Genomic DNA, 25031 nt, shown 5'->3' with positions numbered 1-25031 from the left:
CGAATCGATTCGGTCGAATCGATTCGATAGTGTCTACCCCATGAGTCGCGCCCGTCAACTTCGACCGACCCTGCGCGCCGTCGCGCAGGCTGCCGGGGTTTCGACGTCGACAGCCTCCCTCGCCTTCAGCGGCAAGGGCCCGGTGGCACCCGGCACGGTGGCGCGCGTTCTCGCCGCAGCGGAGCAGCTCGGGTATGCCGGGCCGGACCCCCTCGCGTCGTCGCTGCGTCAGGGCCGGTCCGGGGTCGTGGGCGTGGTCGTCGAGGGTCGGCTGCTGCACGCGTTCCGCGACCCGTTCGCCGTCAGCGTGCTCGACGGCCTCTCCCAGGTGCTCGACGAGATCCCGGCTGGGATGCTCCTGATCGCCCAGCCCGCAGGCACCCCCGAACGCGCGATCACCCAGCTGTCCGCGACGGCCCTCGATGCCGTCGTCTTCTCGTTGTGCGGCCCCGACAGCAACCCTGCGGTGGACCACCTGGCGGCACGCGGCATACCCATGCTGGGGGACGGGTCTCCCGCCGACCCACGCGTCGCCCAGCTCTCCCTGGACAACCGCGGCGCCACGGCGGCGCTGGGGCGTCACCTGACCGACCTGGGGCACCGGCGCGTGGCGCACCTGATGATGCCGCTGCGGCATGACTCCCCCACCGGTCCCGCTTCGTGGGACGACGTGGCCACGGCGGGGTTCGCTGACACGAGGGACCGCGCACTCGGTTTCCTGGACGTCTTCGGGGCGGACAGCACCGACACCCCCGCGACGCCGCGCCTCGCGCAGACTGCCATCCCCGACGTGGAGCAGGGCGCGATAGCGGCACGGCTGCTCCTGGACCTCCCCCCAGCGCAGCGTCCCACGGCGATCGTGGCCCAGTCGGACCTGCTCGCGATGGGTGTCGTGCGCGCCGCGGGAGAGCTCGGCCTGAGCGTTCCCGGCGACCTCAGCGTGACCGGGTTCGACGGGGTCGAGCTGCCGTGGTTCGCGGGCACGCTCACCACCATCGACCAGCACGGCCTCGCCAAGGGTCGGCTGATGGGCGAGATGTTGCGTCAGCTGCTCGACGGCCAGCGCCCCGACGACGCGGTGCAACCGACCGACCTGCGGATCGGGACGACGACCGCTCYGCCTGCGTCCCGCTGAGCCGGCTCGGTCGCCGGCGGCTCGGTCGCGGGCTGCTCGGTCGCGGGCTGCTCGGTCGCCGGCTGCTCGGTCGCCGGCTGCTCGGTCGCCGGCTGCTCAGCCGCGGGCGGGCTCTGACTCGGCGCCGACCGGCGCCGCTGCCTCGTCGGCGGCCCGGCGGGCCACGATGGCGTCCATGGTCGTGGCAGACGGCTCTGCCACCACGTGGACCGTGATGAAGTGGCCACTGTCGTCCACGGTGACCGCCCCCTCGAACTCCATGAGGCTGTCGGTGCACCCGATCGTGTGGGCCTCCCACGGCACGTCGGTGGCCACGGACAGCCAGAGCCGCTCGACCCCCATGCCCGCCTCCCACGGCAGCACGTCGTCGGCGCAGCGGCAGACCCCGATCACCAGCTGGGTCGGGTCCTCGGTGTGCCCGAACTCGACCTCGTCGAACAACCCGCTCGCATTGAGGGCTGCGTGCAGCGCGTGGCGAAGCCTGGTGGTCGCGAGCTGGTCCGCCGGGTGGGCGTTCTCCTGCACCGCGGTCCGCAGCTTGTGGAAGGAGTTGATGTCCATGCCTCATGGTCCGGTGTGGCGGCGCTGATGCGGGTCACCCAAATGACGTATGCCGCTCACCCTATGAAGGGCTGAGCGGCATACGTTATGGGTTGTTATGACCCCGTTCTGACTCGATCAGGCGTGGTCGTGACCCTCGTGGTCGCCGTGGTCGTGGCCCTCGTGGTCACCCTCGAACAGCTGCGAGGCGACGTCGGTGGCCGTGACCTCGTTGAGGTCCACCGGCTGGCCGGCCGTGTCGACGACCGTGGCCTGCTCGAGGACGGCGGCGAGCGCCTTGCGACGAGCGACCTCGGCCACCATCGCGGGCACCTGACCCTGCTGGTCGATGGCCTGGGCGAACTGGTTCGGGTCCATGCCGTACTGCTGGGCGGACATGACGAGGTACTCGATGAGCTCGGGCTGCTCGACCTTGACCTCGGTCTTCTCCGCGATCGCGTCGAGGAGGAACTGGGCCTTGAGCGCCTTGCGGGTGTTGGCGTCGACCTCGGCACGGTGCTCGGCGTCCTCGAGGCGGTTCTCGCCCTCGAGGTGCTGGTTGACCTCGGCCTCCACGACGCCGTCCGGCACCGGGATGTCGATGGTGTCGAGGAGGTGCTCGAGCACCTTGTCGCGGGCCTGGACGCCCTGCTCGAACCTGGCGGCCTGGTCGGCCTGCTTGGTGACGTCCTCGCGCAGCTCCTTGAGGGTGTCGAACTCCGACGCCAACTGGGCGAAGTCGTCGTCGAGCGGAGGCAGCTCGCGGACCTTGACCGACTGCACGGTCACGACCACGTCGGCGTCCTCGCCCTCGCGGTCGCCACCGGCGAGGGGCGCCGTGAAGGACTTGGTCTCCTCGGCTGCCATCCCGGTCAGCGCCTCGTCGAGCCCGTCGAGCATGTTGCCCGAGCCGACCTCGTAGGAGATGCCGGTCACGGAGTCGATCTCGTCCTCGCCGATCGTGGCCTTGAGGTCGATGGAGACGAAGTCACCGTTCTCGACGGGGCGCTCGACACCCTTGAGGGTGCCGAACCGCTCCTGCAGCGCGATGAGCCGGGCCTCGACGTCCTCATTGGACGCCTTGGCCTCGTCGACCTCGACGGTGATCCCGCTGAAGTCGTCGGGGAGCTGCACCTCGGGACGCACGTCGACCTCGACGGTGAACTTGAGCTCCTGGCCGTCCTCGGCCGGCACCTCGGTCACGTCGACCTCGGGCTGCCCGATCGGACGGACCTTGTTCTCCTCGACGGCCTGGCCGTAGAACTGCGGCAGCGCCTCGTTGACGGCCTCCTGCAGGACCGCGCCGCGACCGACCCGCTGGTCGATGATGCGCGAGGGAACCTTGCCCTTGCGGAATCCGGGCACCTGGATCTGCGAGCCGATGGTGGCGTAGGCGGCGTCGAGGCTCGGCTTGAGCTCCTCGAACGGCACCTCGACGGTCAGCTTGACCCGGGTCGGGTTGAGGGTCTCGACGGCACTCTTCACTGCGGGATACTCCAAGGTCGTGGGGGGCGTGATGCGTACGTGTTGGGCGTGGGTGCTTCTGCGCTGGTGCTGGGCGTGCCCCTGGTGCGGGGCACTGCCCGTCACCTCACGGTGGGGCAATGCGAAGGCCCGCTGCGCCGGCTGTGACAGGCGGCGACCGGGCCAACGCCTCATCGTAGCCGCTGCGCGCCCACGCTCCGAACCGGCGGCACACCAGCCTCAGGAGTATGCCGCGTGGGCTCGCGGCCACACCGCTCGCCCGGGCGCCCATGACATCCGTCACGACTTTGCGTCAAGGATCTCCCTGCGGCATCCCACTGCCGTCCCACCGTCATCCCATTTCTTCCCCTGCAACCGCTTTGGCCGCAAACATCCATTGCCAGACCAGGCCTTCGCCGTGAGTCTTTCGACGCGTGGGGCGGTAGTGGCCGCCCCCTTCCATGTCAGGAGACACCTCGTATGCGTACGCAGATCCTCTCTGTCGCGTTGGCGGCCTCGGCATCCCTGGGGCTCGTCACGACCGCGGTCACCGCCGCTTCGGCAGCCCCCTCCCCCAGCGCCCACGCCCAACGCGTGTGCGCGACCCCCAGCTCGCCCACGGTCGCGGCGTGCCACGCACTCAAGCTGGTCGACGCCAGCGGTCGGGCGGTCAGCACCGCGGGCGCGGTGGTCACGCCTCATGCGATCTCGGGCAAGACCCCCACCGACATCCAGAGCGCCTACAAGGTGACCGGGCTGCCCGCCGGCGGTCGGACGGTCGCGATCGTCGACGCCTACGGCTACCCGAACGCGGAGCGCGACCTCGGCGTCTACCGCGCCCAGTGGGGCCTGTCCGCCTGCACCACCGCCAACGGCTGTCTGCGCATCATCAACCAGACGGGCGGGACGTCCTTGCCCCGCTTCAACGTCGGCTGGGCCGGCGAGCAGGCACTCGACCTCGACGCCGTGTCGGCGACCTGCCCGGGCTGCAAGATCGTCCTGGTCCAGGCCAACAGCGCCAGCCTCACCGACCTCGGGGCGGCCGTGAACACCGCGGCCCAGCAGCCCGGCGTCGCAGCCATCTCGAACAGCTACGGCGGAGGTGACCTTCCCGACAGCTCGTACGGCGCGGCATACAACCACCCCGGCATCGCCGTGACCGCGTCGACCGGTGACAACGGGTACCAGGGCGGCAGCTTCCCCGCGTCCTCGCACTACGTGACGGCCATCGGGGGGACCTCCCTGGTCAAGGACTCCAGCGCCCGCGGGTGGTCGGAGTCGGCGTGGAACGGAGCCGGCTCGGGCTGCACCACCCTCAACGCCGCACCGGCCGGTCAGACCTCGGCGATGACCAGCTGCAGCGGTCGTGCCATCGCGGACGTCTCTGCCGTGGCCGACCCGGCGACCGGACTGGCCACGTACGCCCCGACGTCGAGGACCTCGTCCTCGTGGGCCCAGTACGGCGGCACCAGCCTGTCGGCGCCGATCGTCGCCTCGGTCTACGCGCTGAGCGGCAACACCGCCGGTTCTGCGAACACGCTGCCGTACGCCAACCCGGCGGGCCTGTTCGACGTGACCTCGGGATCCAACGGGACGTGCGCCTCCTGGTGCACCGCCAAGGCCGGCTGGGACGGCCCCACCGGTCTGGGCACCCCGAACGGCACCTCAGCGTTCTGACCCTGACCAGTCACGCCGACGGCCCCGGGGGACCATCCCCCGGGGCCGTCGCGGCCGGGGCCCACATCCCGCCGCCGAGCACTCCTCGGACTCGCCGTCTACGTTGAGGACATGCCAGATCAGAGCGTGTCCGACGCGCCGCAGGAGTGGGACGTCATCGTCGTCGGGGCCGGCGCCGTGGGCGAGAACGCTGCCGACCGCGCTCACAAGGCCGGACTGACGGTTGCGATCATCGAGAAGCACCTCGTGGGCGGTGAGTGCAGCTTCTACGCCTGCTCCCCCAGCAAGGCACTGCTGCGGCCGATCCACGCCACCCGGGCCTCGCAGCGGGTGCAGGGCTCCGAGGGCGCCCACCTCGACCCGCAAGGAGTGCTCGCCCGCCGGGACTCGTGGGTCAACAGGGTGGGCACCAGCGACACCTTCGACGACAGCGGTCAGGTCGGCTGGCTCGACCACGTGGGCATCACCCTCCTGCGCGGTGAGGGCCGCCTGGTCGCCGAGCGCACCGTGGAGGTCGACGGCCGCACCATCCGGGCCCGTCACGCGGTGATCCTGGCCACCGGCACGGCTCCCACCGTCCCGCCGATCCCGGGCCTTCGTGAGTCGAGACCGTGGACCAACCGGGAAGCCACGACGAGTCGGCGCATCCCCGAGCGGCTCGCGGTGCTCGGCGGGGGTGTGGTCGCCTGCGAGCTCGCCCAGGTCTACGCCGCACTCGGTTCGACCGTGACCATGATCGAGATCAACGACGGACTGCTGGGCGGCAACGAAGCCTTCGCGGGCCAGGCGGTCGCCGAAGCCCTCGAGCGTGACGGCGTCGACCTCCGGCTCGGGACCAAGGCGGAGTCCGTCTCCCGACTCGGACCGACCGGCGAGATCACCGTGGAGCTGTCCAGTGGCACGAGCGTCATCGCCGACGAGCTCCTCGTGGCCGTCGGCCGGACCCCCGCGACCGAGTCCCTCGGCGTCGAGGCGGTCGGCGGCCAGCTCGACGACGAGGGATACGTCCAGGTCACGGAGCAGATGGAGGTCGAGGGCGTCCCCGGCGACCAGCCGTGGCTGTATGCCGTGGGCGACGTCAACGGTCAGGTCCTCCTCACACACATGGGGAAGTACCAGGCCCGCGCGGTCGGCGACCTCGTCGGCGCCCGTGCGGCCGGGCGCGAGCCCGACCCCACCCGGACCACGCCGTGGGCAGTGGCTGTGGGGTCACCCCAGGTGGTCTTCACCGACCCGGAGGTGGCCTCCGTGGGTCTCACCGAGGAGCAGGCGCGGGAACGCGGGCTACGAGTCCGGGTCGTGGACCTGCCGATGGACTCGGCCGCAGGTCCGGGGCTGCAGGCGGAGGGCTACCAGGGCCAGGCGCGGATCGTGGTCGACGAGGACGGCGGCGTCCTCGTCGGGGCCACGTTCGTCGGGCAGGACGTCGCCGACCTCGTCCACGCGGCCACCGTGGCGATCGTCGGGAAGGTGCCGCTCACGTCCCTGTGGCACGCGGTGCCCTCGTATCCCACCATGAGCGAGATCTGGTTGCGCCTGCTGGAGGAGTACGGCCTGTGACCGTCGTGCGGCACCGTTCGCCTCCCGCGTCGAAGGAAATTCTCCGTCATCGGTACGTCCCGCCGGGACATTTCGCCGGGTAACGTCCACAAAACCCCACGTCACCGCACGACGGGGCTCATCTGTCGAAGGGAACATCCATGCGTATCCGCACCCCGTTCCGCCTGGCCGTACTGACCGCCGCCGGCGCGCTCGCCCTCCTGGGCGGTGGCACGGCTGCCAGCGTGAACGCAGCCGCTGTCACCTCACCCGGTGTCGCCGCCTGCCTGCCCGGTTCAGCCGACGCCGGAGCCAGCGGCGCGAGGGTCAAGCCCGGCTCCACCGCCGCCGAGCCCGCGCTCTACCCCAAGAACGAGGCCAACGCCTACGGAGTCCTCAATGACCTGCCCACCCTGGCCGACGGCAGTGTGCGCATCGACACCGTCTTCCACATGGTCGACAAGGATGCCTTCACCGCGGCGGAGAAGGCGCGCTGGCAGAAGCTCATTGCCGCCCAGATGAAGGTGCTCAACGACTCGTACTCCGGCGCGACGGCCTCCGACGCAGCCGACACCCCCTTCCGCTTCCGGCTGGTCGACACGACCTGGACGACCAACCCGGCGTGGTACGCGGCAGTCCCCGGCAGCGGTGCTGAGCGCGACATGAAGAGGGCGCTGTACACCGGTGACGCCACGACCCTGAACGTCTACGGGACCCAGGGTGGCGGCCTGCTCGGCTGGGCGTACTTCCCCAAGGGCTACAACAACGGCCGCGACTACATCGACGGCGTGGTCATGATGGCCGAGTCGATGCCTGGCGGGACAGGACTGGGCTACACGAAGTACACCGGGGGCGACACCCTCACCCACGAGTCCGGCCACTGGCTGATGCTCGAGCACACCTTCGCCCACGGATGCGCCGCGAACGGCGACTGGGTGGCTGACACAGCGCCCGAGGCGATCCCGCAGTTCGACTGCCCAGTGGGCGCCGACACCTGCACCGCGCCGGGGGTCGACCCGATCCACAACTTCATGGACTACTCGCAGGACTCCTGCATGAACATGTTCACGCAGGGCCAGGCCGACCGGATGAGCGATGCCTGGCAGCAGTTCCGCGCTGGAGGCGGCAAGGGCTGATCGGTCAGTGGGGTCCCTGGCTCCCTGACCCGGCCCCCTGATCCGGCTCCCCCGGCAGCAGCCTGCGCAGGCTTGGCTGTTTGTCGGGGTAGCCGGATTTGAACCGGCGGCCTTCCGCTCCCAAAGCGGACGCGCTACCAACCTGCGCCATACCCCGTCGACGGCGAGCCGATTTCTGGCCACACGATCGCGGGCATTAGGCTAACGCCTCGGACCTGACGCCCCGACGGCGGCCGGTCCACGCGGGCGTAGCTCAATGGTAGAGCCCTAGTCTTCCAAACTAGCTACGCGAGTTCGATTCTCGTCGCCCGCTCAGTCAGGCCCTCGTGTCCCGGGATCCACCCCGGGGCGCGAGGGCCTTCCCGTGCCAACGGGTCGTGCTCTTCCCCAGTTCAGCGTCCCGGGTGTCAACGCGGGGTCGCGCGGAACTCGCTCACCCGTCGTCCGGCTTCCAGCCCCTTGGCCTCGAAGCCGTCGGTCGGCCGCCACGGCGGTCGCTCACCCTCGGTCACCTCGAACCCGCCCCGCGCCGCGAACACCGACCGCACGTGCGCGGCATACCCGTCGTGGTCGGTGGCCACGAGCAGGCTGCCACCGGGGGCCAGCCGCGAAGCGATGAGGTCCAGCGTCTCGCGGGAGATGAAGCGCCTCCTGGCGTGCTTGGCCTTGGGCCACGGGTCGGGGAAGAAGACGTGGATCCCGGCCAGCGACGCGACGCCAACCCGCTGCGCCAGCAGCTCCACGGCGTCACCGCGGTGCATCCACAGGTTGGTCAGGCCGCGTCGGTCCGCCTCGGCCAGCATCCGTGCCAGGGCCGGGGTGAAGACGTCGACCGCGAGCAGGTCGTGCGCCGGGTGGGTGGCGGCGTAGGCGAGCGCCGCTGCTCCGTGGCCGCAGCCGATCTCCAGCACGACCGGGGCGACCCGACCGAAGGCCTCCTGGGCGACCAGGGGCCCGTCCGCCGCGATCGAGTGACGGGGGCCGAGGACTGCCATGCGTTCGAGGGTGAGCGCCGAGAGGCGACCCCGGCGCGCGTTGTAGGAACGCACCCGTCCGTCGCCCTTCACGTCACCCTCCACGACACCGTCCACTGCACCAGCCTAGGCAGCCTGGGACGCGGCGGCAGCGCCGCGTCTTGACCTGCGACACAGCGATGGATAACCAGCACTTATGTAACCCATAATGTCTACATGCGTATCTCCCGGTTCCCCAACATCGTCGACGACGTCACCGTGCGCCTCATCGCGGCCGTCGTCCTCGTGCTGGGTGTCGTCGCCCTCGCCGCGCATCAGTGGTGGCTGTATGCCGTGCTCGCGGTGGACTTCGTGCTCCGCACCGGCTGGGGGCCGTCGGCCAGCCCCGTGGCGATCCTCGTGAACCGCTGGGTCCGGCCAAGGGTGTCCGCCACGCCGCGGTACACCGCCGGACCACCCAAGCGGTTCGCCGCGGCCGTGGGCGCGGCGTTCACCTCGGCAGCCACCATCCTGTGGCTCGCCGGCACGAGCGTTCCGGTGGTGCTGATCGGCGTCGTGATGGTGGTCTTCCCCGCGTTGGAGGCCCTTGCCGGGGTGTGTGTGGGGTGCATCGTGTTCGGCTGGTTGATGCGGCTGGGTGTGATTCCCGAGTCGGTCTGCATCGAGTGCGCCGACATCACCCGCCGCGCCGCCCAGCGCCAGGCAGCCACCGCGGCGGGGTGAGGGTCGGGCCGTGACCCGCCTGGTTGTTCAGCGTCTCCAGACGAGCACGGCAGCCCGGTCGTCGGTCTCGCCCGCACGGGCGGCTGCGCACATCTTGGCCGCCATGCCTTCGAAGCCCTTGCCGATCATCCGCTCAGCGGTCCCGAGCATCCGGTCGATCCCGTCGCGCAGGTCACGGTTGCGGACCTCGATGACTCCGTCGGTGTAGAGCAGCAGCGCGTCACCACGGCCCAGGTGGCCCTGGATCCGCGGAAAGGCCGGGCCTTCGGTGACGCCTAGGACGGGACCCTCCTCGACCTCGAGCACCTCCCACCGGCCCGAGCCGGCTGAGAACCGCACCCCCGGCGGGTGCCCGGCGGAGCCGAGGCTGAACTCACCGGTGGTCAGGTTGATCATGGCGTGCGCCGCGGTGGCGAACCCCTCCTCCCAGTCCTGGCGCAGCAGGTAGGAGTTCGCCGCCGGGAGGAACCGGTCGTAGGGCATCGACCCGAGCAGGCCGCCGAACGCGCCGGACAGCAACAGCGACCGGGTGCCGGCTGCGATTCCCTTGCCCGAGACGTCGACGAGCACGACCTCGAGGACGTCGTCGGACCTGCTCGTGACGAGGAAGTCCCCGGAGAAGGAGTCGCCGTAGGCCGACAGGACCGACAGCTCGGCTCCCCATCCGGCGGGCAGCTCGGGGAGCTCGCCCTGGGTCCGCAGGCGGTCGCGAAGGTCGACCAGCATCGACTCGCCGAGGTTTCCCTGCACGCCGAGCCTGGCCCGCGACGTGGCGACCGAGAACATGATGATCATGACGAGGGTCAGGACGGCATAGGCGCCCAACAGGGCCGGCTGGGTGATCTCCCTCTCCCAGATCGTGTAGCCACCTGCGATGAGGATGGCGCCGTCGACGACAGCCAGCACCCTCGGGGTGAGGAACAGTCCGGCGAGGACGGCCAGCGGGACGTAGGTCGAGAACGGGACGTAGTTCGTCCACCGCACCATGGCCCAGCACAGGCCCGCGGTGACGACGACGATGCCGATGGCGGTGACGGCCTGCCCCCAGCGCACGAACCTGACCCGGCCGCGCTGGACGCGGGACATCACGGAGCGGCGAGCTAGCACCGTCCTGTCGATGTCCACGGTGAGATCCTTCGGCAAGGCAGGTGCGGGGGCACCCTTGACGTCTGCGGGCGGGCCGGCCCCTGTTCCAGCCCATCCGTCAACAGTAGTCGGAGCTCACCCCGTCGCGCGCATCATCCACGCAGATCAGGGCTGCGGGGGCAGCGTGCCGTCGTGCTCGTAGGCGCTGACCATGTCGATCCGCCGTTGGTGCCGTGGAGCGCCGGAGAACGGGGTGGCGAGGAAGGCAGCGACCATCGCCTTGGCCTCCTCGACCGTGTTCATCCGACCGCCGATCGAGATGACCTGGGCGTTGTTGTGCTCACGGGCGAGGGTGGCAAGCTCGGCGTTGTAGCACAGGGCCGCACGGATGCCCTTGACCTTGTTGGCGGCCATCTGCTCACCGTTTCCGGAGCCTCCGAGCACGACACCGAGCGACTCGGGGTCGGCCGCGACGGCCTCGGCAGCCCGGAGCACGAAGACGGGGTAGTCGTCCTCGGCATCCAGGGTGTGGGGCCCGTGGTTGGTCACCTCGTGACCCTCGGCCTCGAGGAAGGTGACCAGCTCGCCGAGCAGGTCGTATGCCGCGTGGTCGCCGCCGATGTGTACGCGCATGGTGTGCTCCTCAGTCGAAGATGGGGCCGACGTTGCGGGACCGCTTGAGCTCGAAGAACCCGGGAGTCGAGGCGACCAGGACGCAACCGTCCCAGAGGCGTCCGGCGTCCTCACCCTTGGGCGCCGGGCTCACGACAGGGCCGAAGAAGGCCTGGCCGTCGACCGCGATCACCGGGGTGCCGACCTCGTCGCCCACCAGGTCGATGGCGCGCTGGTGGCTGGCGCGCAGCTCGTCGTCCACGAGGTCGCTGTCGGCGAAGTCAGCGAGCTCGGGCGGCAGGCCCACCTCTTCGAGTGCCGGGACGATCACCTTGGCGTAGTCGCGCTCGCCCTCAAGGTGGATCCGGGTGCCCATGGCGTCGTAGAGCGGCTTGATCACCTTGTCACCGTGCTCGCGGGCCGCGGCGATGATCACGCGCACCGGGCCCCAACCGCGGTCCATCATCTCGCGGTAGCCGTCGGGCAGGTCTCGGTCCTCGTTGAGCACGGACAGGCTCATCACCGACCAGGTGATGTCGACGGGGCGGACCCGCTCGACCTCCATGCCCCAGCGAGAGGTCATCCACGCCCACGGGCACAACGGGTCGAACCAGAACTCGGCAGACGTCAGGGTGTCGGCGTTCTCGGCGGTGTCGGCGTTCTCGGCAGTCTCGGCAGTCTCGGCTACGGTCACGCCCGCAATCCTGCCATTGGCCCCCGACGGCCGCGCAAGCGGTGGTCCCGCGCCGTCCCGGCCGTGCGAGGATGGCCGCCGAGCACTTCGAACACACCCCGAACCTCCGCAGGAGCACCGTTGCCTGGCAAGAACCTGACCCGCGACGAGGCCACCGCCCGCGCCGCCGTCATCGCCGTCGACCACTACGACGTCGTCCTCGACCTCACGACCTCGGACACCACGTTCCGCAGCACGACCACCGTGACGTTCACGAGCTCCGAGGCCGGGGCAGCGACCTTCGTCGACCTCATCGCACCGTCGGTCGAGGCGATCACCCTCAACGGTGAGGCGCTCGACCCCGCTACGCACTTCGACGGGTTCCGCGTCCAGCTGCCGACCACGGCGGAGCGCAACATGCTCACGGTCGACGCCACCGCGGCATACATGAACACCGGCGAGGGGCTGCACCGCTTCACCGACCCGGTCGACGGCGAGGTCTACCTCTACTCCCAGTTCGAGGTGGCCGACTGCCGGCGGATGTTTGCCGTCTTCGAGCAGCCCGACCTCAAGGCGACCTTCGGGTTCACCGTCACGGCGCCGGACCACTGGCAGGTGGTGTCCAACTCCCCCACTCCCGAACCGACCCCGGCCGGCGAGGGTGCGGCCACCTGGGCGTTCGGCACGACGCCTCGGATGTCCTGCTACATCACCGCCCTGATCGCCGGGCCGTACGCCGTGGTTCGCGACGAGGTCGAGACGCGGCGCGGCACCGTGCCGCTCGGTATCTTCTGCCGCCAGTCGCTGCTGGAGCACCTGGACGCCGACAACATCTTCGACTGCACCAAGCGGGGCTTCGCCTTCTTCGAGGACGAGTTCGACTGCGAGTACCCGTTCGAGAAGTACGACCAGCTCTTCACGCCCGAGTACAACATGGGTGCGATGGAGAACGCCGGGGCCGTGACCATCAGCGAGGTCTACGTCTTCCGCTCCAAGGTCACCGAGGCGATCGTCGAGCGCCGGGCGCTGACGATCCTCCACGAGCTCGCCCACATGTGGTTCGGCAACCTGGTCACGATGAAGTGGTGGAACGACCTGTGGCTCAACGAGTCCTTCGCCGAGTGGGCGTCGACCACCTGCCAGGCCGAGGTCACCCAGTGGGCAAGCGCCTGGACGACGTTCGGCACCTCCGAGAAGGCCTGGGCCTACCGCCAGGACCAGCTGTCCTCCACCCACCCGATCGTGGCCCCGATCCACGACCTCGAGGACGTCGAGGTCAACTTCGACGGCATCACCTACGCCAAGGGCGCCTCGGTCCTCAAGCAGCTCGTCGCCTACGTCGGGCGTGAGCCGTTCACCGCCGGGCTGCGCGCGTACTTCGCCAAGCACGCCTGGGGCAACACCACCCTCGCCGACCTGCTGCACGAGCTCGAGGAGACCTCGGGTCGCGACCTCGGCACGTGGTCCAAGCTGTGGCTCGAGACCGCCGGCGTCAACACGCTTCGCCCCGAGATCGAGACCGACGACCAGGGCCTGATCTCCTCTGCCGCGATCGCCCAGACCCACGCGCCGGACTACCCGACGCTGCGCCCGCACCGTCTAGCGGTCGGCCTCTACTCCGTCGAAGGTGACGCGCTCGTGCGCACCGACCGACTGGAGCTCGATGTGGACGGAGAGTCGACCGACCTGCCCGAGCTGATCGGTCGTCCCGCGCCCGACCTGCTGCTCGTCAACGACGACGACCTGGCCTACGCCAAGATCCGCCTCGACCCTCGCTCCCTCGCGACTGCCCTGGCGCACCCCCGTGGGTTCACCGACAGCCTGCCCCGCGCCCTGGTGCTAGGGGCCGCATGGGACATGACCCGCGACGCGGAGATGGGCGCCCGCGACTTCGTCTCCCTCGTGCTGGCCTCCCTGCCGGGCGAGTCGGACTCCACGCTGCTGCGGACCCTGCTCGGCCAGCTGTCGACCACCCTGCGCCTCTACGTCGCGCCCGAGCACAGGAAGCCGACGCTCGCCGCGGCGGCGGCGGCCCTGCGCGAGCTGGCCCTGTCGGCCGCGCCCGGCAGCGACGCCCAGCTCCAGCTGGTGGGCGCGTATGCCGCGCACCAGGGCGGTGGTGACGACGCGGCATACCTGCGCGGTCTGGTCGACGGCACGCAGGTCCTGGACGGGCTCGCGGTCGACACCGACATGCGGTGGGCGCTGCTCACCTCGCTCGCCGCCTGCGGTGAGGCCACGACCGACGACATCGACGCCGAGCTGCAGCGCGACAACACCGCCACCGGTCGCGAGCGCGCCGAGCAGGCGCGCGCCGCCCTTCCCACCGCCGAGGCCAAGGCAACTGCCTGGCATCGCGGCGTCGAGGAGGACGGCCTGCCCAACTCGGTGCTCGAGGCCGTGGCCGCCGGCTTCGGCAACGTCCACGACACCCGTCTGCTGGAGCCCTACGTCGAGAAGTACGTCGCGATGCTCGACACCGTCGAGACCAAGACGTCGCACGCGATCGTCGAGATCCTCGTCCGCGGTTTCTACCCGATGGCGCTCGCCGATGCGCGCCTCCACGAGGCGACGGAGGCGTGGCTGACCGGTCACCAGGATGCCCCCGCGGCCCTGCGTCGCCTGGTGGTCGAGAACCGCGACCCGATCGCCCGCGCCCTTCGCGCCCAGCAGCGGGATGCCGATGCCTGAGGCAGTCGCATTCCTCAAGGCACTCAGCGAGGTCACCCCCCACGAAGTCTGGGACTGGTTCACCGGCAAGCCGTTGAACATCGTCATCACCGTGCTCGCGGCCGTCATCCTGCGATGGCTGGCGCTGCGGTCCATCGGTCGGGTGGTCGCCGCGACCATCGCGAAGTCCGACGCGCGGCGCAGCCGCGAGACCACTCGCGCCAGCCGCGTCCTGGCCCACGCCACCGGGGCGGCCCACGAGCGGCACCGTCAGCGCACCCTGACGATGGGTTCCCTGCTGCGAAGCATGGTCACCTTCGTCGTCGTCCTGATCACGATCCTCACGATCATGACCACGGTCGGCATCCAGCTCGGACCAGTGCTCGCCACGGCCGGCGTCGGCGGGGTGGCGCTCGGTTTCGGCGCCCAGAGCCTGGTCAAGGACTTCCTGTCAGGGATCTTCATGATCCTCGAGGACCAGTACGGCGTCGGAGACGTCATCGACACGGGCGAGGCCACCGGCACGGTCGAGGAGGTCAGCCTGCGGGTCACCCGGCTGCGCGACGGTTCGGGCGTGGTCTGGTACATCCGCAACGGCGAGATCATCCGTATCGGGAACAAGAGCCAGGGCTGGTCGACAGCGCTCGTGGACATCCCCGTGGCGTACTCCGAGAACCTCGACAAGGTGATCCCCCTCATCCGCACCGTGGTGCACGACCTCGACCAGAACCCCGACTGGCAGGACAAGCTCCTCGACGAACCACAGGTGGTGGGTGTCGAGTCCATCACCGGGTCGGTCGTGACGATCCGCGTGATCGCCAAGACCGCACCTGAGGAGCAGTACGGCGTCTCGCGTGAGATCCGTGAGCGGGTCAAGGAGGCCTTCGACGCGAACGGCGTCACGGCGCCGGTCATGACGCCGTTCGGTCCGGCAGGCGGCACACCGTGAGCACCCAGCTCCCCCAGACGCCCGGAGGCGACCAGTCCGGCAGCTTCTACGACCAGGTCGGCGGTCACGAGACCTTTCGCAAGCTGGTCCACGAGTTCTACCGCGGCGTGGCGCAGGACGAACCGCTGCGGGCGCTCTACCCCGAGGTCGACCTAGGCCCCGCGGAGGAGCGGCTCCGCATGTTCCTCGAGCAGTACTGGGGCGGACCGGGCACCTACTCCGAGCAGCGTGGCCACCCGCGGCTGCGCATGCGCCACCACCCCTTCAAGGTGACCCCCGCGCAGCGTGACCGCTGGCTCCTGCACATGATGGCCGCCGTGGACACCCTCGACCTCCCTCCGGCCAACGACCTGCTGCTGCGCGACTACCTCGAACGCGCCGCGCACTCGATGGTCAACACCCTCGAGGACTGACGGACCAGCCACGGTTCGGTATGCCACGCGGCCCAGCCACGCGGCATACCGGCTGATCACTCCCCGCGACCTGTTGCTCGCACGTCGTCATGAGGCGCCGATTCAGACCGCCCGTGACCAGAGCCGCGCAACAAGTCGCCCCGCACCCCGACCTGTTGCTCGCACGTCGTCATGAGGCGCCGATTCAGACCGCCCGTGACCAGAGCCGAGCAACAAGTCGCCCCGCCCCGAAGCCACGGCAATCCGGACGAATCGAGGTCACGTTCTCGATGGCGGTCACGCCCTGGCCTTCGGCGGCGGCATGCCGTCGGTCGTCGTCGACAACGTCGGTTTCGCAGTGCAAGACGGTGGAGGGCTGGTTTCCCCGAACGCCTTCTATGCGTCAGCATGGTTGACCGTGACGACGACCCTCTCCTCTGAATCCACCCGACCCGCACCCATCCACCCCGCTGCCTCGGCCGACGCGGCCTGGTGGCGCCATGCCGTGATCTACCAGATCTACCCGCGGTCCTGGGCCGACGCCGACGGCGACGGCATCGGCGACCTGCCCGGCGTGACCGCCCGGCTCGACTACCTCAAGGCGCTCGGCGTCGACGCGGTCTGGTTCAGCCCCTTCTACAAGTCCCCCCAGGCCGACGCCGGCTACGACGTGGCCGACTACCGCGACATCGACGGCTTGTTCGGCACCCTCGCGGACTCCGACGCCATGGTCGCGAAGGCCCACGAGCTCGGCCTCAAGGTGATCGTCGACCTCGTGCCCAACCACACCTCCGACGAGCACGAGTGGTTCAAGGCCGCCCTCGCCGCGGGTCCGGGCAGCCCCGAGCGCGACCGCTACATCTTCCGCGACGGACTGGGCGCCGACGGCAGCACTCCCCCGAACGACTGGCACTCCGTCTTCGGTGGCGACGGCTGGACCCGCATCACCGAGGCCGACGGCCAGCCCGGCCAGTGGTACCTCCACCTCTTCGACGTCAAGCAGCCCGACCTCAACTGGGACAACCCCGAGATCGGCGACGAGTTCGAGTCGATCCTGCGCTTCTGGCTCGACCGTGGCATCGACGGCTTCCGGGTCGACGTGGCGCACGGCCTCATCAAGGAGGAGGGCCTGCCCAACTACGACGCCGAGCTGCACATCCTCGACGGCGAGGTGAAGCCCGGCGCCCCGATGCCGCCCATGTGGGACCAGGACGCGGTCCACGACGTCTACCGTCGCTGGCACAAGGTGCTGGCCGAGTACGGCGAGCCCGACCGCATCCTCGTCGCCGAGGCCTGGGTCCGACCGCAGGAGCGCGCGGTGCGCTACGTCCGCCCGGACGAGATGCACCAGGCGTTCAACTTCGACTTCCTGCAGTCCCAGTGGCGCGCCGCGGACCTGCGTGAAGTCATCGAGTCCTCCCTCGCAGCAGCCGATTCCGTCGGTGCGCCCAGCACCTGGGTGCTGTCCAACCACGACGTGGTGCGGCACGCCTCGCGGCTCGGCCTGCCCGTCGGCAAGCGGCGTCCCAATGGCATCGGCGCCGAGGATCCGCAGCCCGACCGTGCGCTCGGCCTGAAGCGCGCCCGTGCCGCAACCCAGCTGATGCTGGCGCTGCCCGGCGGCGCCTACCTCTACCAGGCCGAGGAGCTCGGCCTGCCCGACTCGACCGACATGCCCGGGGCGTCGCGGCAGGACCCGACCTACCTGCGCTCTGGCGGCAAGGAGCTGGGTCGCGACGGATGCCGCGTGCCGATCCCCTGGGTGAAGGACGCTCCGTCCTTCGGCTTCGGGCCCTCCGACCAGACGTGGCTGCCGCAGCCGGAGATCTACGGCGAGTACGCCGTGGACCAGCAGGACGGCGTCGAGGGCTCGACCCTCGAGCTCTACCGGTCACTGCTGCGGACCCGCCGGGAGCGCGACCTCGGCACCGGCGGACTGGTCTTCGCCGAGGGTTTCGACGACGACGTGGTCGCCCTCGTCAACACCGGTCAGGGTGAGGACACCCTCGTGGTGGCCAACCTCGGCACCGAACCAGTAGCCCTCCCCGACGGCGCGTCGGTCCTCGTGGCCTCGGGTCCCCTCACCGACGACGGCCTGGTGCCCACGGACACCACGGTCTGGGCGGCGCTCTAGCAGCACGCTCCAGGAGGGGTATGCCGCGTGGTCACCACGCGGCATACCCCTCCTCCGCGTCCCGGTGCTGGTGCTGGTGCTGGTGCTGGTGGTGCTGGTGCTGGTGCTGGTGCTGGTGGTGATGGTGCAGTGCTGTCCCAATTGCGGTTTTTTGTCCCCAAAGGGTGCGCAGCCGCGCAGGTCAGCCTATGATCGGGAGGTCGTCGCCCGGGGCGGGGGACGACGAGACCACGACTGCTCTGGACCGCACGGCAGTGCCCTGTAGGCACGCCATGCGGAGGTAGCCGTGACCCAGCAGCTCGAGAACCACACCCAGTCCCAGGCCTCGTCCCAGGCCGACTCCGAGTCCGAGTCCCCGACCGACTCCCGGGCGCAGTCCCACACCGCACAGACCGAGCCCCAGCGCTCGCCCGCCCCGATACCGCCGGCCCGCCACCTGCCGTCCGAGACGGTGCGGGCGCTCGTCGCCCAGCTGACGGAGGCGGAGGACGTCCTGCGCAACCTGGAGCCGTTCGTGCCCCGAAACGGGCGACTCGTGGTGAACCCGGCGCGACAGCCCTGGATCGCGCGGGAGCGCGCGCTGGTCGCGGAGCTGAGGTCCCGGCGGACCGCCTGGCGGCGCGGCGACCTGCCGGGCCTGGTCATGACGCCCGGCAGCTCCAACAACTGATCAGCCCCTCGGACCAGAACCGCCGGGCTCGCTCGGGTCAGGGCCTCAGGCCGTCCTCGACCACCTGCGCCGCCACGGCGTGCAGCGGGGTGTTGTGGTTGCGCGCCCAGACGCGGATCCGCTGGAACGCCTCGTCCACGCTGACATGCGCCGCCTCGGCGAGCACGCCCTTGGCCTGCTCCAGCACGACCCGCGAGGTCAAGGCGCGGGAGAGCTGTTCCGACAGGTCCACCTGCTGCTGCAGCCGCGACGCGTTGGCGAGGTAGGCCGTGGCCATGTCAGCCATCGCCTGGGCCGCGGCGAGATCCTCGACGGACCAGTCACGTACATCGGCCGCGTAGAGATTCAGGGCACCGATTCCCTTGCCCTTCAACGTCATCGGGATCCCTGCCACGGCCTGGACCCCCAGGCCGAGGGCGACCTGGGMATAGTCGCCCCAGCGGTCCTCCGCGTCCCTGACGTCACCCATCGCGACCACGACCCCCGAGTAGCAGGAGTCGACGCAGGGCCCCCGCTGGAGCGACTCCTGCAGGCGCTCGAGCTTCGCTACGGGACCGGTCACGGCCGACACGAAGGACAACCGCCCGTCGACGTCGAGGGAGACGCCGCTGCCAGCCAGCCCCAGGACCTCGGTGACCCGCTCGGCGAGGTTCTGGAGCATGTCCTCCATGTCGTACTCGCTGACGAGGTCTGCAGTGAAGGCGGAGAGCGTCCGTAGGAGGTCGAGCTGGTCGTGCATGGTCAAATCCCCCCTCCGCCGTGCCCCGTCAGCACTGGCTGACAGCAAGTGTATTCCTGCAGGTCAGAGGCATGTGGGTGAACGCGGTGGGCAATTCCGCGGGCCACATTCACCCCGACGGGGGGCGAGGGTGGCATCCGGCACCACGACGATCACCACGTCCGGGAAGAATGGACCGGTGAGAGCAGCGGACTTTGCCTTCTTCGACGCACCGACGCCCATCGGACTGGCCCACCGCGGTGGCGCCAAGCTCCCGGCGAACCTGCACCTCGAGAACACCATGGCGGCCTTCCGCGAGGCCGTGCGAATGGGCTACCGCTACCTCGAGACCGACGTCCACGCGACGGCCGACGGCGTGCTGCTGGCATTCCACGACCTGCGGCTCGACCGGGTCACGGATCGGCACGGCCGGATCGCCGAACTTCCTTACGCAGCAGTGCAGTCCGCACGGATCAACGGGACCGAGACGATCCCGCTGCTGACCGACCTGCTGGAGGAGTTCCCCTCCGCCCGCCTCAACATCGACGTCAAGGCCCCGGGCGCCATTGAGCCCCTCGCCGAGGTGATCCACGCCCACGGCGCGATCGACCGGGTGTGTGTGGGCTCCTTCTCCGACCGTCGGCTGCGAGCCGTGCGTCGACTGCTCGGGCCCGGGCTCGCGACGGCGACGGGGCCGGCCGAGGTCGCCGCCCTCCGCCTGGCCCCGCAGCGGATCGCGGGCTGGCTGCGCTCCCCCGCCGCCGTCCTTCAGATCCCCACGGGGCACGTGGTCGGTGGTCGCCGACTCGACCTGGTGACCCCCGCGCTGGTCGAACGTGTCCACGCGATGGGCAAGCACGTGCACGTCTGGACCATCGATGACGCGACGGAGATGCACCGGTTGTTCGACCTCGGTGTCGACGGGATCGTGTCCGACCGCATCGACACCCTTGCCGAGGTGCTCGCCGAGCGCGGCGTACCGTTGAGCCGGTGACCAGCCCGACTCCGCACCCGTCGCACGGAGAGCTCGCAAGTGGGGGTGACACCAGGGGCGTTGGCCCGGGGTCGGACCAGGGCGAGCCCCGAGTGGGGGTGTTCCACCCGCGCTACCTGCTGCTGTCCATCTCGCTCCTTGCCCTGATCACCGTCATCGCGTTCGAGGGCATGGCGGTCTCGACCGCCATGCCGGACGCGGCCCGCGAGCTGGACGCCGTCCGGTCCTACGGACTCGCGTTCTCGGTGATGCTGACGACCCAGCTGCTGGGCATCGTCCTCGCCGGGGTGTGGTGCGACCGCTCCGGGCCGCTGCCGTCCCTCTTTGCCGGACAGGTGCTCTTCGCCGCCGGGTGCGCCCTCTGCGGCGGCTCACAGGCCTTCGGACCGTTCCTCGCCGGACGCGGTGTGGCAGGCCTCGGCGCCGGCCTCATCATCGTCGCGGGCTACGTCGTCATCGGGCGCGCCTATCCGGAGTCGTTGCGCCCCAAGGTGTTCAGCGTCATCTCGGCCGCGTGGGTCCTCCCCTCGCTGCTCGGTCCGCCGATCTCTGCGTGGGTCACCACCACGTGGTCGTGGCGCTGGGTGTTCTGGCTCGTGGTGCTCCCGGTCGTCGTGGCCCTCGTCATGGTCTTCGCCCGCCGAGGGCAGATCGCCAGCGCCAGCGAGGGGATCGACGGCTCCAGCCGCGACCGGCGAGAGCATGCGCGGGCAGCCTGGCTCGGGGTGCTGATAGCGGCCTCCGCAGGGGCCCTGCAATGGGGCACCCACGACCTCGACCTCAGCTGGTCGCCCAAGACCGTGGTCGCTCTCGTCGGCGTCCTCGGCATCGCCGGCATCGCGCCGCTGCTGCTCCCCGGGGGCACCTGGTTGATGCGTCGAGGACTGCCGTCGGTGATGCTGGCCCGGTTCCTCCTCACCTGCTCGTTCTTCGGCACCATCACGTACATCCCGCTGATGCTCGTCAACGAGCGCGGGCAGACCCTCGCCACTGCCGGCACGATCCTCGCCGTCGGCTCACTCGGCTGGTCCGCAGGGTCATGGGTCCAGGGCCGCGACCGCTGGGCCGGGCGCCGCCACGAGCTCGTGGTCGCCGGAGGTCTGCTGCTGACCGTGGGACTGCTCGGAGTCGTGGCCGTCACCCAGTTCGACTGGCACCCGTGGTTGGTCGCCCTGGCCCTGGTCGCGTGCGGACTCGGGATGGGCCTGGGCACCGCGAGCCTGTCCGTGCTCTCCCTCACGCTGACACCGGCGTCCGAACACGGCTCGACCTCCTCGTCGCTCCAGCTCGCCGACGTCCTGGGCTCGGTGCTCGGCATCGCTGCGGCCGGCGCGGTGTTCGCGGCCCGCCACACCGCCGCCGGCCAGGACGTACCGGTGTTCGTGACGATGTGGCTGGGACTCAGCGTCGTCGCGAGCCTCGTGGCGGTGGCCGGTCAGCGGATCAGGACGTGACCTGCGGGCGTCGACAGCCGCGTCCAGCGGCCCTGCGCCCACACCGTCACCTCTGAGTCCGGCGCCGCGGCATGAGCTGGCACCGGACCCTGGCTCGGCGCGACGAAGCCCAGCACGTATGCCGCGAACGCACCACCTGCGGGCACCGGCGGGGTCGTGCTCGTGAGCCGGCCCCACACCTGCTTGCGGAGGGCTGTCACCGCCGCTCCACCCGCGTCGGCGGGCGCACCGGAGGCGACCTCCTCTATGCCGTGGCGCGCCACGGCATACACCTCGTCGGCGGTGAGGGCACCCACGCGCTCCCAGCCGCCACGCGGTGGCGCCATCGCCGCCCAGGCGACGTTGACCGTCATGGGCGGGAGGGGCAGCGTCGTGCCGGATCCCCGTGCCAGCCGGTCACTGATCGCACTGAGGGCGACGGTGACGTCGACGTCGGCGGGCGCGGCCAGCGGCATGGCCCTCAGACCGATCACCACACCCTCGGCCATCAGGCCGCTGCCCGGCAGCACGCCGACGTAGGCAGCGAGGGTCTGGCCCTGGGCCTGCAGTCGGATCGCACCGTCTTCGTCGGCCGTCTTGGCGCGCGCGACATAGGTGCGCAGGTCGTCGATCCCCTGGAGGTCCGGGAAGGTCAGCTCCATCAGCGTCGTCGCCAGCGGAACGGGACGGGGCTGCCCGAGTGCTCCTCGAGCATGGCGCGCAGGGTCTGGTCCATCCTCCGCGGCGTGCTCGTCGTGAAGTCATAGAGGACGAGGGTGGTCTCGGCGCGCGCATAGATGATGTCGCCGTCCCCACCCTCGGTCGCGGCGCGGCCGTCGCGCACCTCGTAGGCCAGGTCGAAACCGGCACCGCCGATCTTGGTGGCCCACATCTCGACGACGATCGGGGGCACGCGGAAGAGGAGCGGTGCGAGGTACTCGATCTCGTGACGGGCCACGAGGATGCCCTCGTCGAGCACCGAGCGGTCCTGCCCGAACCAGTCCTCGAAGCCGATCACGCGGGCGTCCTCGAGCAACCGGAGGAACTGCACGTTGTTGACGTGGCCGTAGGCGTCCATGTCGCTCCAGCGCAACGGCACGTTGACCCGGTAGCGCGATGCCCGGGCGATGGTCTGTGCCGGCGCGTCGTCGGTGGCCTGCTGCGTGCCCTGGTGGGTGTCGTGGTCGGGGGCCATGTGGACATCCTCGCAGGGGTGTCAGGTCCGCGGCATACGGTGGTCGCCATGGAGACCACTGCAGACCTCGACCGGCGCGCTGAGCTCGGCGAGGACCCGGGCGCCGACCTGCGGGACTCCGCCACGAGCGTCCTGCGCCGGCTGGTGGGGCGCGACGACGCGCAGTTCCGCGACGGCCAGCTCGACGCGGTCGAGGCGCTGGTGGGCGGTCGGAGGCGCGTGCTCGTCGTGCAGCGGACGGGCTGGGGCAAGTCGGCGGTCTACTTCGTCTCCACGGCCCTGCGTCGGGCCGCCGGTGCCGGCCCGACCGTGATCGTCTCGCCCCTGCTCGCGCTGATGCGTGACCAGGTCGCGGCGGCCGGCCGGGCGGGGATCCGTGCGGTCACCATGAACTCTGCCAACGCCGAGGAGTGGGGGCAGGTCTCCGCGGCCCTCGCGGCCGACGAGGTGGACGTCCTCCTGGTCAGCCCCGAGCGACTCAACAACCCGCGGTTCCGCGACGAGCAGCTGCCCGACCTCGCCCGCCGCTGTGGCCTGCTCGTCGTCGACGAGGCACACTGCGTCTCCGACTGGGGCCACGACTTCCGTCCCGACTACCGCCGCATCCGCGACCTGCTCACCACCCTCCCGGCCGACACCCCCGTGCTCGCCACGACGGCCACCGCCAACGCCCGCGTCGTCACCGACGTCGTCGAGCAACTCGGGGCAGGCGGCCACGACGTGCTGACGCTGCGGGGCGGGCTCGCCCGCGACTCGCTGCGGCTCGGTGTCATGGCGCTGACCTCTCCCGAGCAGAGACTCGCCTGGCTCCTGGCCCACCTCGACTCTCTGCCCGGCAGCGGGATCGTCTACACCCTGACCGTCTCGGCCGCCGAGGACATCGCCGTGGCGCTGCGCGAGGCCGGCCACGAGGTTCGCGCCTACACCGGGCGCACCGACCCGGCCGACCGCGAGCGGCTCGAGGCGAGCCTGCGCGACAACCAGGTCAAGGCGCTCGTCGCGACGTCCGCACTGGGCATGGGCTTCGACAAGCCGGACCTCGGGTTCGTGCTCCACCTCGGTGCGCCGTCGTCACCGGTGGCCTACTACCAGCAGGTCGGTCGTGCCGGCCGCGCGACCGAGCGTGCCGACGTCCTGCTGCTGCCGGGCCCGGAGGACAAGGACATCTGGGCCTACTTCGCCTCGGCCTCGATGCCCCGCCAGGAGCAGGCCGACGCGGTGCTGACTGCCTTGGCCGAGTCGAGCAAGGCGCTGTCGACCGTGGCCCTCGAGTCGATCGTCGACATCCGTCGCACCCGGCTCGAGCTGCTGCTCAAGGTGCTCGACGTCGACGGCGCGGTCCAGCGGGTGCCCGGCGGGTGGACCTCGACCGGTCAGCCGTGGAGCTACGACGCCGAGCGCTATCAGCGAGTCACCGCCGCTCGTGTCCGGGAGCAGGACCTGATGGTGACCTACGAGCAGACAGCGGAGTGCCGGATGGCCTTCCTCCAGGAGTCGCTGGACGACGACTCCGCTGCGAGCTGCGGCCGCTGCGACTCGTGTGCCGGGGTCTGGTTCCCGACCGACATCCCGCAGACTGCGGTCACGACCGCCCGTGGGCGGCTGGAGCGTGCAGGCGTGGAGCTGGAGTCCCGCGCCCAGTGGCCGTCGGGAATGGACCGTCTCGGCGTGCCCGTCCGCGGCAAGATCAAGGCCGACGAGGCCATGGAGACCGGGCGCGCGGTGGCGCGGCTGACCGACCTCGGCTGGGGACAGCAGCTGCGCAGCCTGCTGAGGGCCCCCGATGCCGAGGTGCCGCCCGAGCTCTTGCGTGCCTGCGTGCCGATCCTGCGCGACTGGGGGTGGACACAGCGTCCCGTGGCCGTCGCCATGGTGCCCTCACGCACCAGGCCACAGCTCGTGGAGTCGCTGGCCAGGGGCATCGCCGAGCTGGGCCGCATGCAGTGGCTCGGCGCCCTCGACCCGGTGGACGGTGGTCCGGTCGGCGAAGCGGGTGGCAACAGCGCGTTCCGGCTCGCCGGTGTCTGGGGCCGTCTGGAGGTCGGCCCCGAGCAGGCGTCAGCGCTGCGCGGGCTCGACGGCCCCGTCCTGCTCGTCGACGACGTCGCCAACTCGCGCTGGACCCTCACCGTCGCCGCTGCCGCCCTGCGTCGCGCCGGCGCCGCTGGCGTGCTGCCCTTCGTTCTGGCCCTCGACGCCTGAGCCGGCGCTGCCACCCGGCAGCCGGCCGGTGCGCGGCGAGTCCAACGGCACGGTGAAGATCGGCAGGAACACCTGCACCACGGGTCCGATCAACACGGCATACAGGATCGTGCCG

General features: G+C 70.6%; 22 protein-coding genes and 2 tRNA genes. 14 read left to right on the top strand and 10 right to left on the bottom strand.

The window, feature by feature from the left end:
• The first annotated feature begins 40 nt into the window (after positions 1-40).
• Entirely contained in the window at positions 41-1135 is a 1095-nt protein-coding gene (locus AC1DWR_RS13470) for a LacI family DNA-binding transcriptional regulator (RefSeq protein WP_477624646.1), read from the top strand.
• A gap of 96 nt (positions 1136-1231) precedes the next feature.
• Here the strand turns inward: AC1DWR_RS13470 and AC1DWR_RS13465 are convergent, their stop codons facing one another.
• Together AC1DWR_RS13465 and tig are read right to left on the bottom strand one after the other, a co-directional pair.
• Positions 1232-1696 carry a hypothetical protein gene (locus AC1DWR_RS13465; RefSeq protein ID WP_477612446.1) on the bottom strand — a complete coding sequence of 155 codons (465 nt, stop codon included), beginning with the start codon at positions 1694-1696 and terminating at the stop codon, positions 1232-1234.
• A gap of 117 nt (positions 1697-1813) precedes the next feature.
• Positions 1814-3160, bottom strand: coding sequence for a trigger factor (gene tig / locus AC1DWR_RS13460; RefSeq protein ID WP_477612445.1), 1347 nt, complete (start codon positions 3158-3160; stop codon positions 1814-1816).
• Positions 3161-3619: 459 nt separating this feature from the next.
• On the opposite strand from tig, the gene AC1DWR_RS13455 reads away from it, so the two are divergent.
• The 3 genes from AC1DWR_RS13455 to AC1DWR_RS13445 all read left to right on the top strand — a co-directional run bounded on the left by AC1DWR_RS13455 (position 3620) and on the right by AC1DWR_RS13445 (position 7491).
• Entirely contained in the window at positions 3620-4816 is a 1197-nt protein-coding gene (locus tag AC1DWR_RS13455; RefSeq protein WP_477612444.1) for a S53 family peptidase, read from the top strand.
• A 111-nt stretch (positions 4817-4927) separates the two neighbouring features.
• Positions 4928-6376: a dihydrolipoyl dehydrogenase family protein gene (locus tag AC1DWR_RS13450; protein WP_477612443.1), complete on the top strand. Its 1449-nt coding sequence runs from the start codon at positions 4928-4930 to the stop codon at positions 6374-6376.
• A 140-nt stretch (positions 6377-6516) separates the two neighbouring features.
• Positions 6517-7491 carry a zinc metalloprotease gene (locus AC1DWR_RS13445; protein ID WP_477612442.1) on the top strand — a complete coding sequence of 325 codons (975 nt, stop codon included), beginning with the start codon at positions 6517-6519 and terminating at the stop codon, positions 7489-7491.
• A gap of 83 nt (positions 7492-7574) precedes the next feature.
• Here AC1DWR_RS13445 and AC1DWR_RS13440 read toward each other — a convergent pair.
• Positions 7575-7648: transfer RNA gene (locus AC1DWR_RS13440), tRNA-Pro, on the bottom strand.
• 85 nt (positions 7649-7733) lie between these two features.
• On the opposite strand from AC1DWR_RS13440, the gene AC1DWR_RS13435 reads away from it, so the two are divergent.
• Positions 7734-7804, top strand: a tRNA-Gly gene (locus AC1DWR_RS13435).
• 94 nt (positions 7805-7898) lie between these two features.
• Here the strand turns inward: AC1DWR_RS13435 and trmB are convergent.
• The gene (trmB, locus tag AC1DWR_RS13430; RefSeq protein ID WP_477612441.1) at positions 7899-8582 is read right to left on the bottom strand and encodes a tRNA (guanine(46)-N(7))-methyltransferase TrmB; all 684 of its coding nucleotides are present in this window, start codon (positions 8580-8582) and stop codon (positions 7899-7901) included.
• Positions 8583-8681: 99 nt separating this feature from the next.
• Here trmB and AC1DWR_RS13425 point away from each other — a divergent pair, with 99 nt between their 5' ends.
• Complete coding sequence (locus AC1DWR_RS13425) at positions 8682-9188, top strand: DUF4395 domain-containing protein (RefSeq protein ID WP_477612440.1); 507 nt, start codon at positions 8682-8684, stop codon at positions 9186-9188.
• A 27-nt stretch (positions 9189-9215) separates the two neighbouring features.
• Here AC1DWR_RS13425 and AC1DWR_RS13420 read toward each other — a convergent pair whose 3' ends face one another.
• The 3 genes from AC1DWR_RS13420 to AC1DWR_RS13410 all read right to left on the bottom strand — a co-directional run bounded on the left by AC1DWR_RS13420 (position 9216) and on the right by AC1DWR_RS13410 (position 11469).
• Positions 9216-10313 (bottom strand): PP2C family protein-serine/threonine phosphatase, encoded by a 1098-nt coding sequence (locus AC1DWR_RS13420; protein WP_477612439.1) that lies wholly within the window; start codon positions 10311-10313, stop codon positions 9216-9218.
• Positions 10314-10439: 126 nt separating this feature from the next.
• On the bottom strand, positions 10440-10907 hold the full coding sequence (locus tag AC1DWR_RS13415; RefSeq protein WP_477612438.1) for a ribose-5-phosphate isomerase: 468 nt from the start codon (positions 10905-10907) through the stop codon (positions 10440-10442).
• A 10-nt stretch (positions 10908-10917) separates the two neighbouring features.
• The gene (locus AC1DWR_RS13410) at positions 10918-11469 is read right to left on the bottom strand and encodes a mycothiol-dependent nitroreductase Rv2466c family protein (RefSeq protein ID WP_477613402.1); all 552 of its coding nucleotides are present in this window, start codon (positions 11467-11469) and stop codon (positions 10918-10920) included.
• Between the two features lie 231 nt (positions 11470-11700).
• Here AC1DWR_RS13410 and pepN point away from each other — a divergent pair, with 231 nt between their 5' ends.
• The 5 genes from pepN to AC1DWR_RS13385 all read left to right on the top strand — a co-directional run bounded on the left by pepN (position 11701) and on the right by AC1DWR_RS13385 (position 18374).
• Entirely contained in the window at positions 11701-14250 is a 2550-nt protein-coding gene (pepN, locus tag AC1DWR_RS13405) for an aminopeptidase N (RefSeq protein ID WP_477612437.1), read from the top strand.
• Positions 14243-15178 (top strand): mechanosensitive ion channel family protein, encoded by a 936-nt coding sequence (locus AC1DWR_RS13400; RefSeq protein ID WP_477612436.1) that lies wholly within the window; start codon positions 14243-14245, stop codon positions 15176-15178. The genes pepN and AC1DWR_RS13400 overlap by 8 nt, the downstream gene beginning before the upstream one ends.
• Complete coding sequence (locus AC1DWR_RS13395) at positions 15175-15591, top strand: globin (RefSeq protein ID WP_477612435.1); 417 nt, start codon at positions 15175-15177, stop codon at positions 15589-15591. The genes AC1DWR_RS13400 and AC1DWR_RS13395 overlap by 4 nt, the downstream gene beginning before the upstream one ends.
• Before the next feature lie 397 nt (positions 15592-15988).
• A complete protein-coding gene (locus AC1DWR_RS13390; protein WP_477624645.1) occupies positions 15989-17704 on the top strand; it encodes a glycoside hydrolase family 13 protein in 1716 nt (571 codons plus the stop codon).
• 286 nt (positions 17705-17990) lie between these two features.
• Positions 17991-18374, top strand: coding sequence for a hypothetical protein (locus tag AC1DWR_RS13385; RefSeq protein WP_477612433.1), 384 nt, complete (start codon positions 17991-17993; stop codon positions 18372-18374).
• A gap of 37 nt (positions 18375-18411) precedes the next feature.
• Here the strand turns inward: AC1DWR_RS13385 and AC1DWR_RS13380 are convergent, their stop codons facing one another.
• Entirely contained in the window at positions 18412-19113 is a 702-nt protein-coding gene (locus AC1DWR_RS13380) for a GAF and ANTAR domain-containing protein (protein WP_477624644.1), read from the bottom strand.
• 178 nt (positions 19114-19291) lie between these two features.
• On the opposite strand from AC1DWR_RS13380, the gene AC1DWR_RS13375 reads away from it, so the two are divergent.
• Positions 19292-20086, top strand: a complete 795-nt coding sequence (locus tag AC1DWR_RS13375; RefSeq protein WP_477612431.1) for a glycerophosphodiester phosphodiesterase family protein — start codon at positions 19292-19294, stop codon at positions 20084-20086.
• The gene (locus tag AC1DWR_RS13370; protein WP_477612430.1) at positions 20083-21540 is read left to right on the top strand and encodes an MFS transporter; all 1458 of its coding nucleotides are present in this window, start codon (positions 20083-20085) and stop codon (positions 21538-21540) included. The genes AC1DWR_RS13375 and AC1DWR_RS13370 overlap by 4 nt, the downstream gene beginning before the upstream one ends.
• Here AC1DWR_RS13370 and AC1DWR_RS13365 read toward each other — a convergent pair.
• Both AC1DWR_RS13365 and AC1DWR_RS13360 read right to left on the bottom strand, forming a co-directional pair.
• On the bottom strand, positions 21522-22181 hold the full coding sequence (locus AC1DWR_RS13365; RefSeq protein ID WP_477612429.1) for a DUF8185 domain-containing protein: 660 nt from the start codon (positions 22179-22181) through the stop codon (positions 21522-21524). The genes AC1DWR_RS13370 and AC1DWR_RS13365 overlap by 19 nt on opposite strands.
• Complete coding sequence (locus AC1DWR_RS13360) at positions 22181-22714, bottom strand: acyl-CoA thioesterase (RefSeq protein WP_477612428.1); 534 nt, start codon at positions 22712-22714, stop codon at positions 22181-22183. Before AC1DWR_RS13360 ends, AC1DWR_RS13365 begins: the two co-directional genes overlap by 1 nt.
• Before the next feature lie 48 nt (positions 22715-22762).
• Between AC1DWR_RS13360 and AC1DWR_RS13355 the strand changes: the two genes are divergently transcribed.
• Positions 22763-24916 carry a RecQ family ATP-dependent DNA helicase gene (locus AC1DWR_RS13355; RefSeq protein ID WP_477612427.1) on the top strand — a complete coding sequence of 718 codons (2154 nt, stop codon included), beginning with the start codon at positions 22763-22765 and terminating at the stop codon, positions 24914-24916.
• The last annotated feature ends 115 nt before the right edge of the window (positions 24917-25031 follow it).

The sequence above is a fragment of the Pedococcus sp. P2_E2 genome (assembly GCF_056403955.1).
This window is presented reverse-complemented; position numbering and strand designations above follow the sequence as displayed.

Coding starts and splice junctions, on each gene's coding strand:
- AC1DWR_RS13400 (WP_477612436.1), top strand. CDS start 14,243: ATGCCTGAGGCAGTCGCATTCCTCAAGGCACTCAGCGAGGTCACCCCC.
- AC1DWR_RS13425 (WP_477612440.1), top strand. CDS start 8,682: ATGCGTATCTCCCGGTTCCCCAACATCGTCGACGACGTCACCGTGCGC.
- AC1DWR_RS13450 (WP_477612443.1), top strand. CDS start 4,928: ATGCCAGATCAGAGCGTGTCCGACGCGCCGCAGGAGTGGGACGTCATC.
- AC1DWR_RS13360 (WP_477612428.1), bottom strand. CDS start 22,714: ATGGCCCCCGACCACGACACCCACCAGGGCACGCAGCAGGCCACCGAC.
- AC1DWR_RS13410 (WP_477613402.1), bottom strand. CDS start 11,469: ATGACCTCTCGCTGGGGCATGGAGGTCGAGCGGGTCCGCCCCGTCGAC.
- AC1DWR_RS13415 (WP_477612438.1), bottom strand. CDS start 10,907: ATGCGCGTACACATCGGCGGCGACCACGCGGCATACGACCTGCTCGGC.
- AC1DWR_RS13365 (WP_477612429.1), bottom strand. CDS start 22,181: ATGGAGCTGACCTTCCCGGACCTCCAGGGGATCGACGACCTGCGCACC.
- AC1DWR_RS13355 (WP_477612427.1), top strand. CDS start 22,763: ATGGAGACCACTGCAGACCTCGACCGGCGCGCTGAGCTCGGCGAGGAC.
- AC1DWR_RS13465 (WP_477612446.1), bottom strand. CDS start 1,696: ATGGACATCAACTCCTTCCACAAGCTGCGGACCGCGGTGCAGGAGAAC.
- AC1DWR_RS13445 (WP_477612442.1), top strand. CDS start 6,517: ATGCGTATCCGCACCCCGTTCCGCCTGGCCGTACTGACCGCCGCCGGC.
- AC1DWR_RS13455 (WP_477612444.1), top strand. CDS start 3,620: ATGCGTACGCAGATCCTCTCTGTCGCGTTGGCGGCCTCGGCATCCCTG.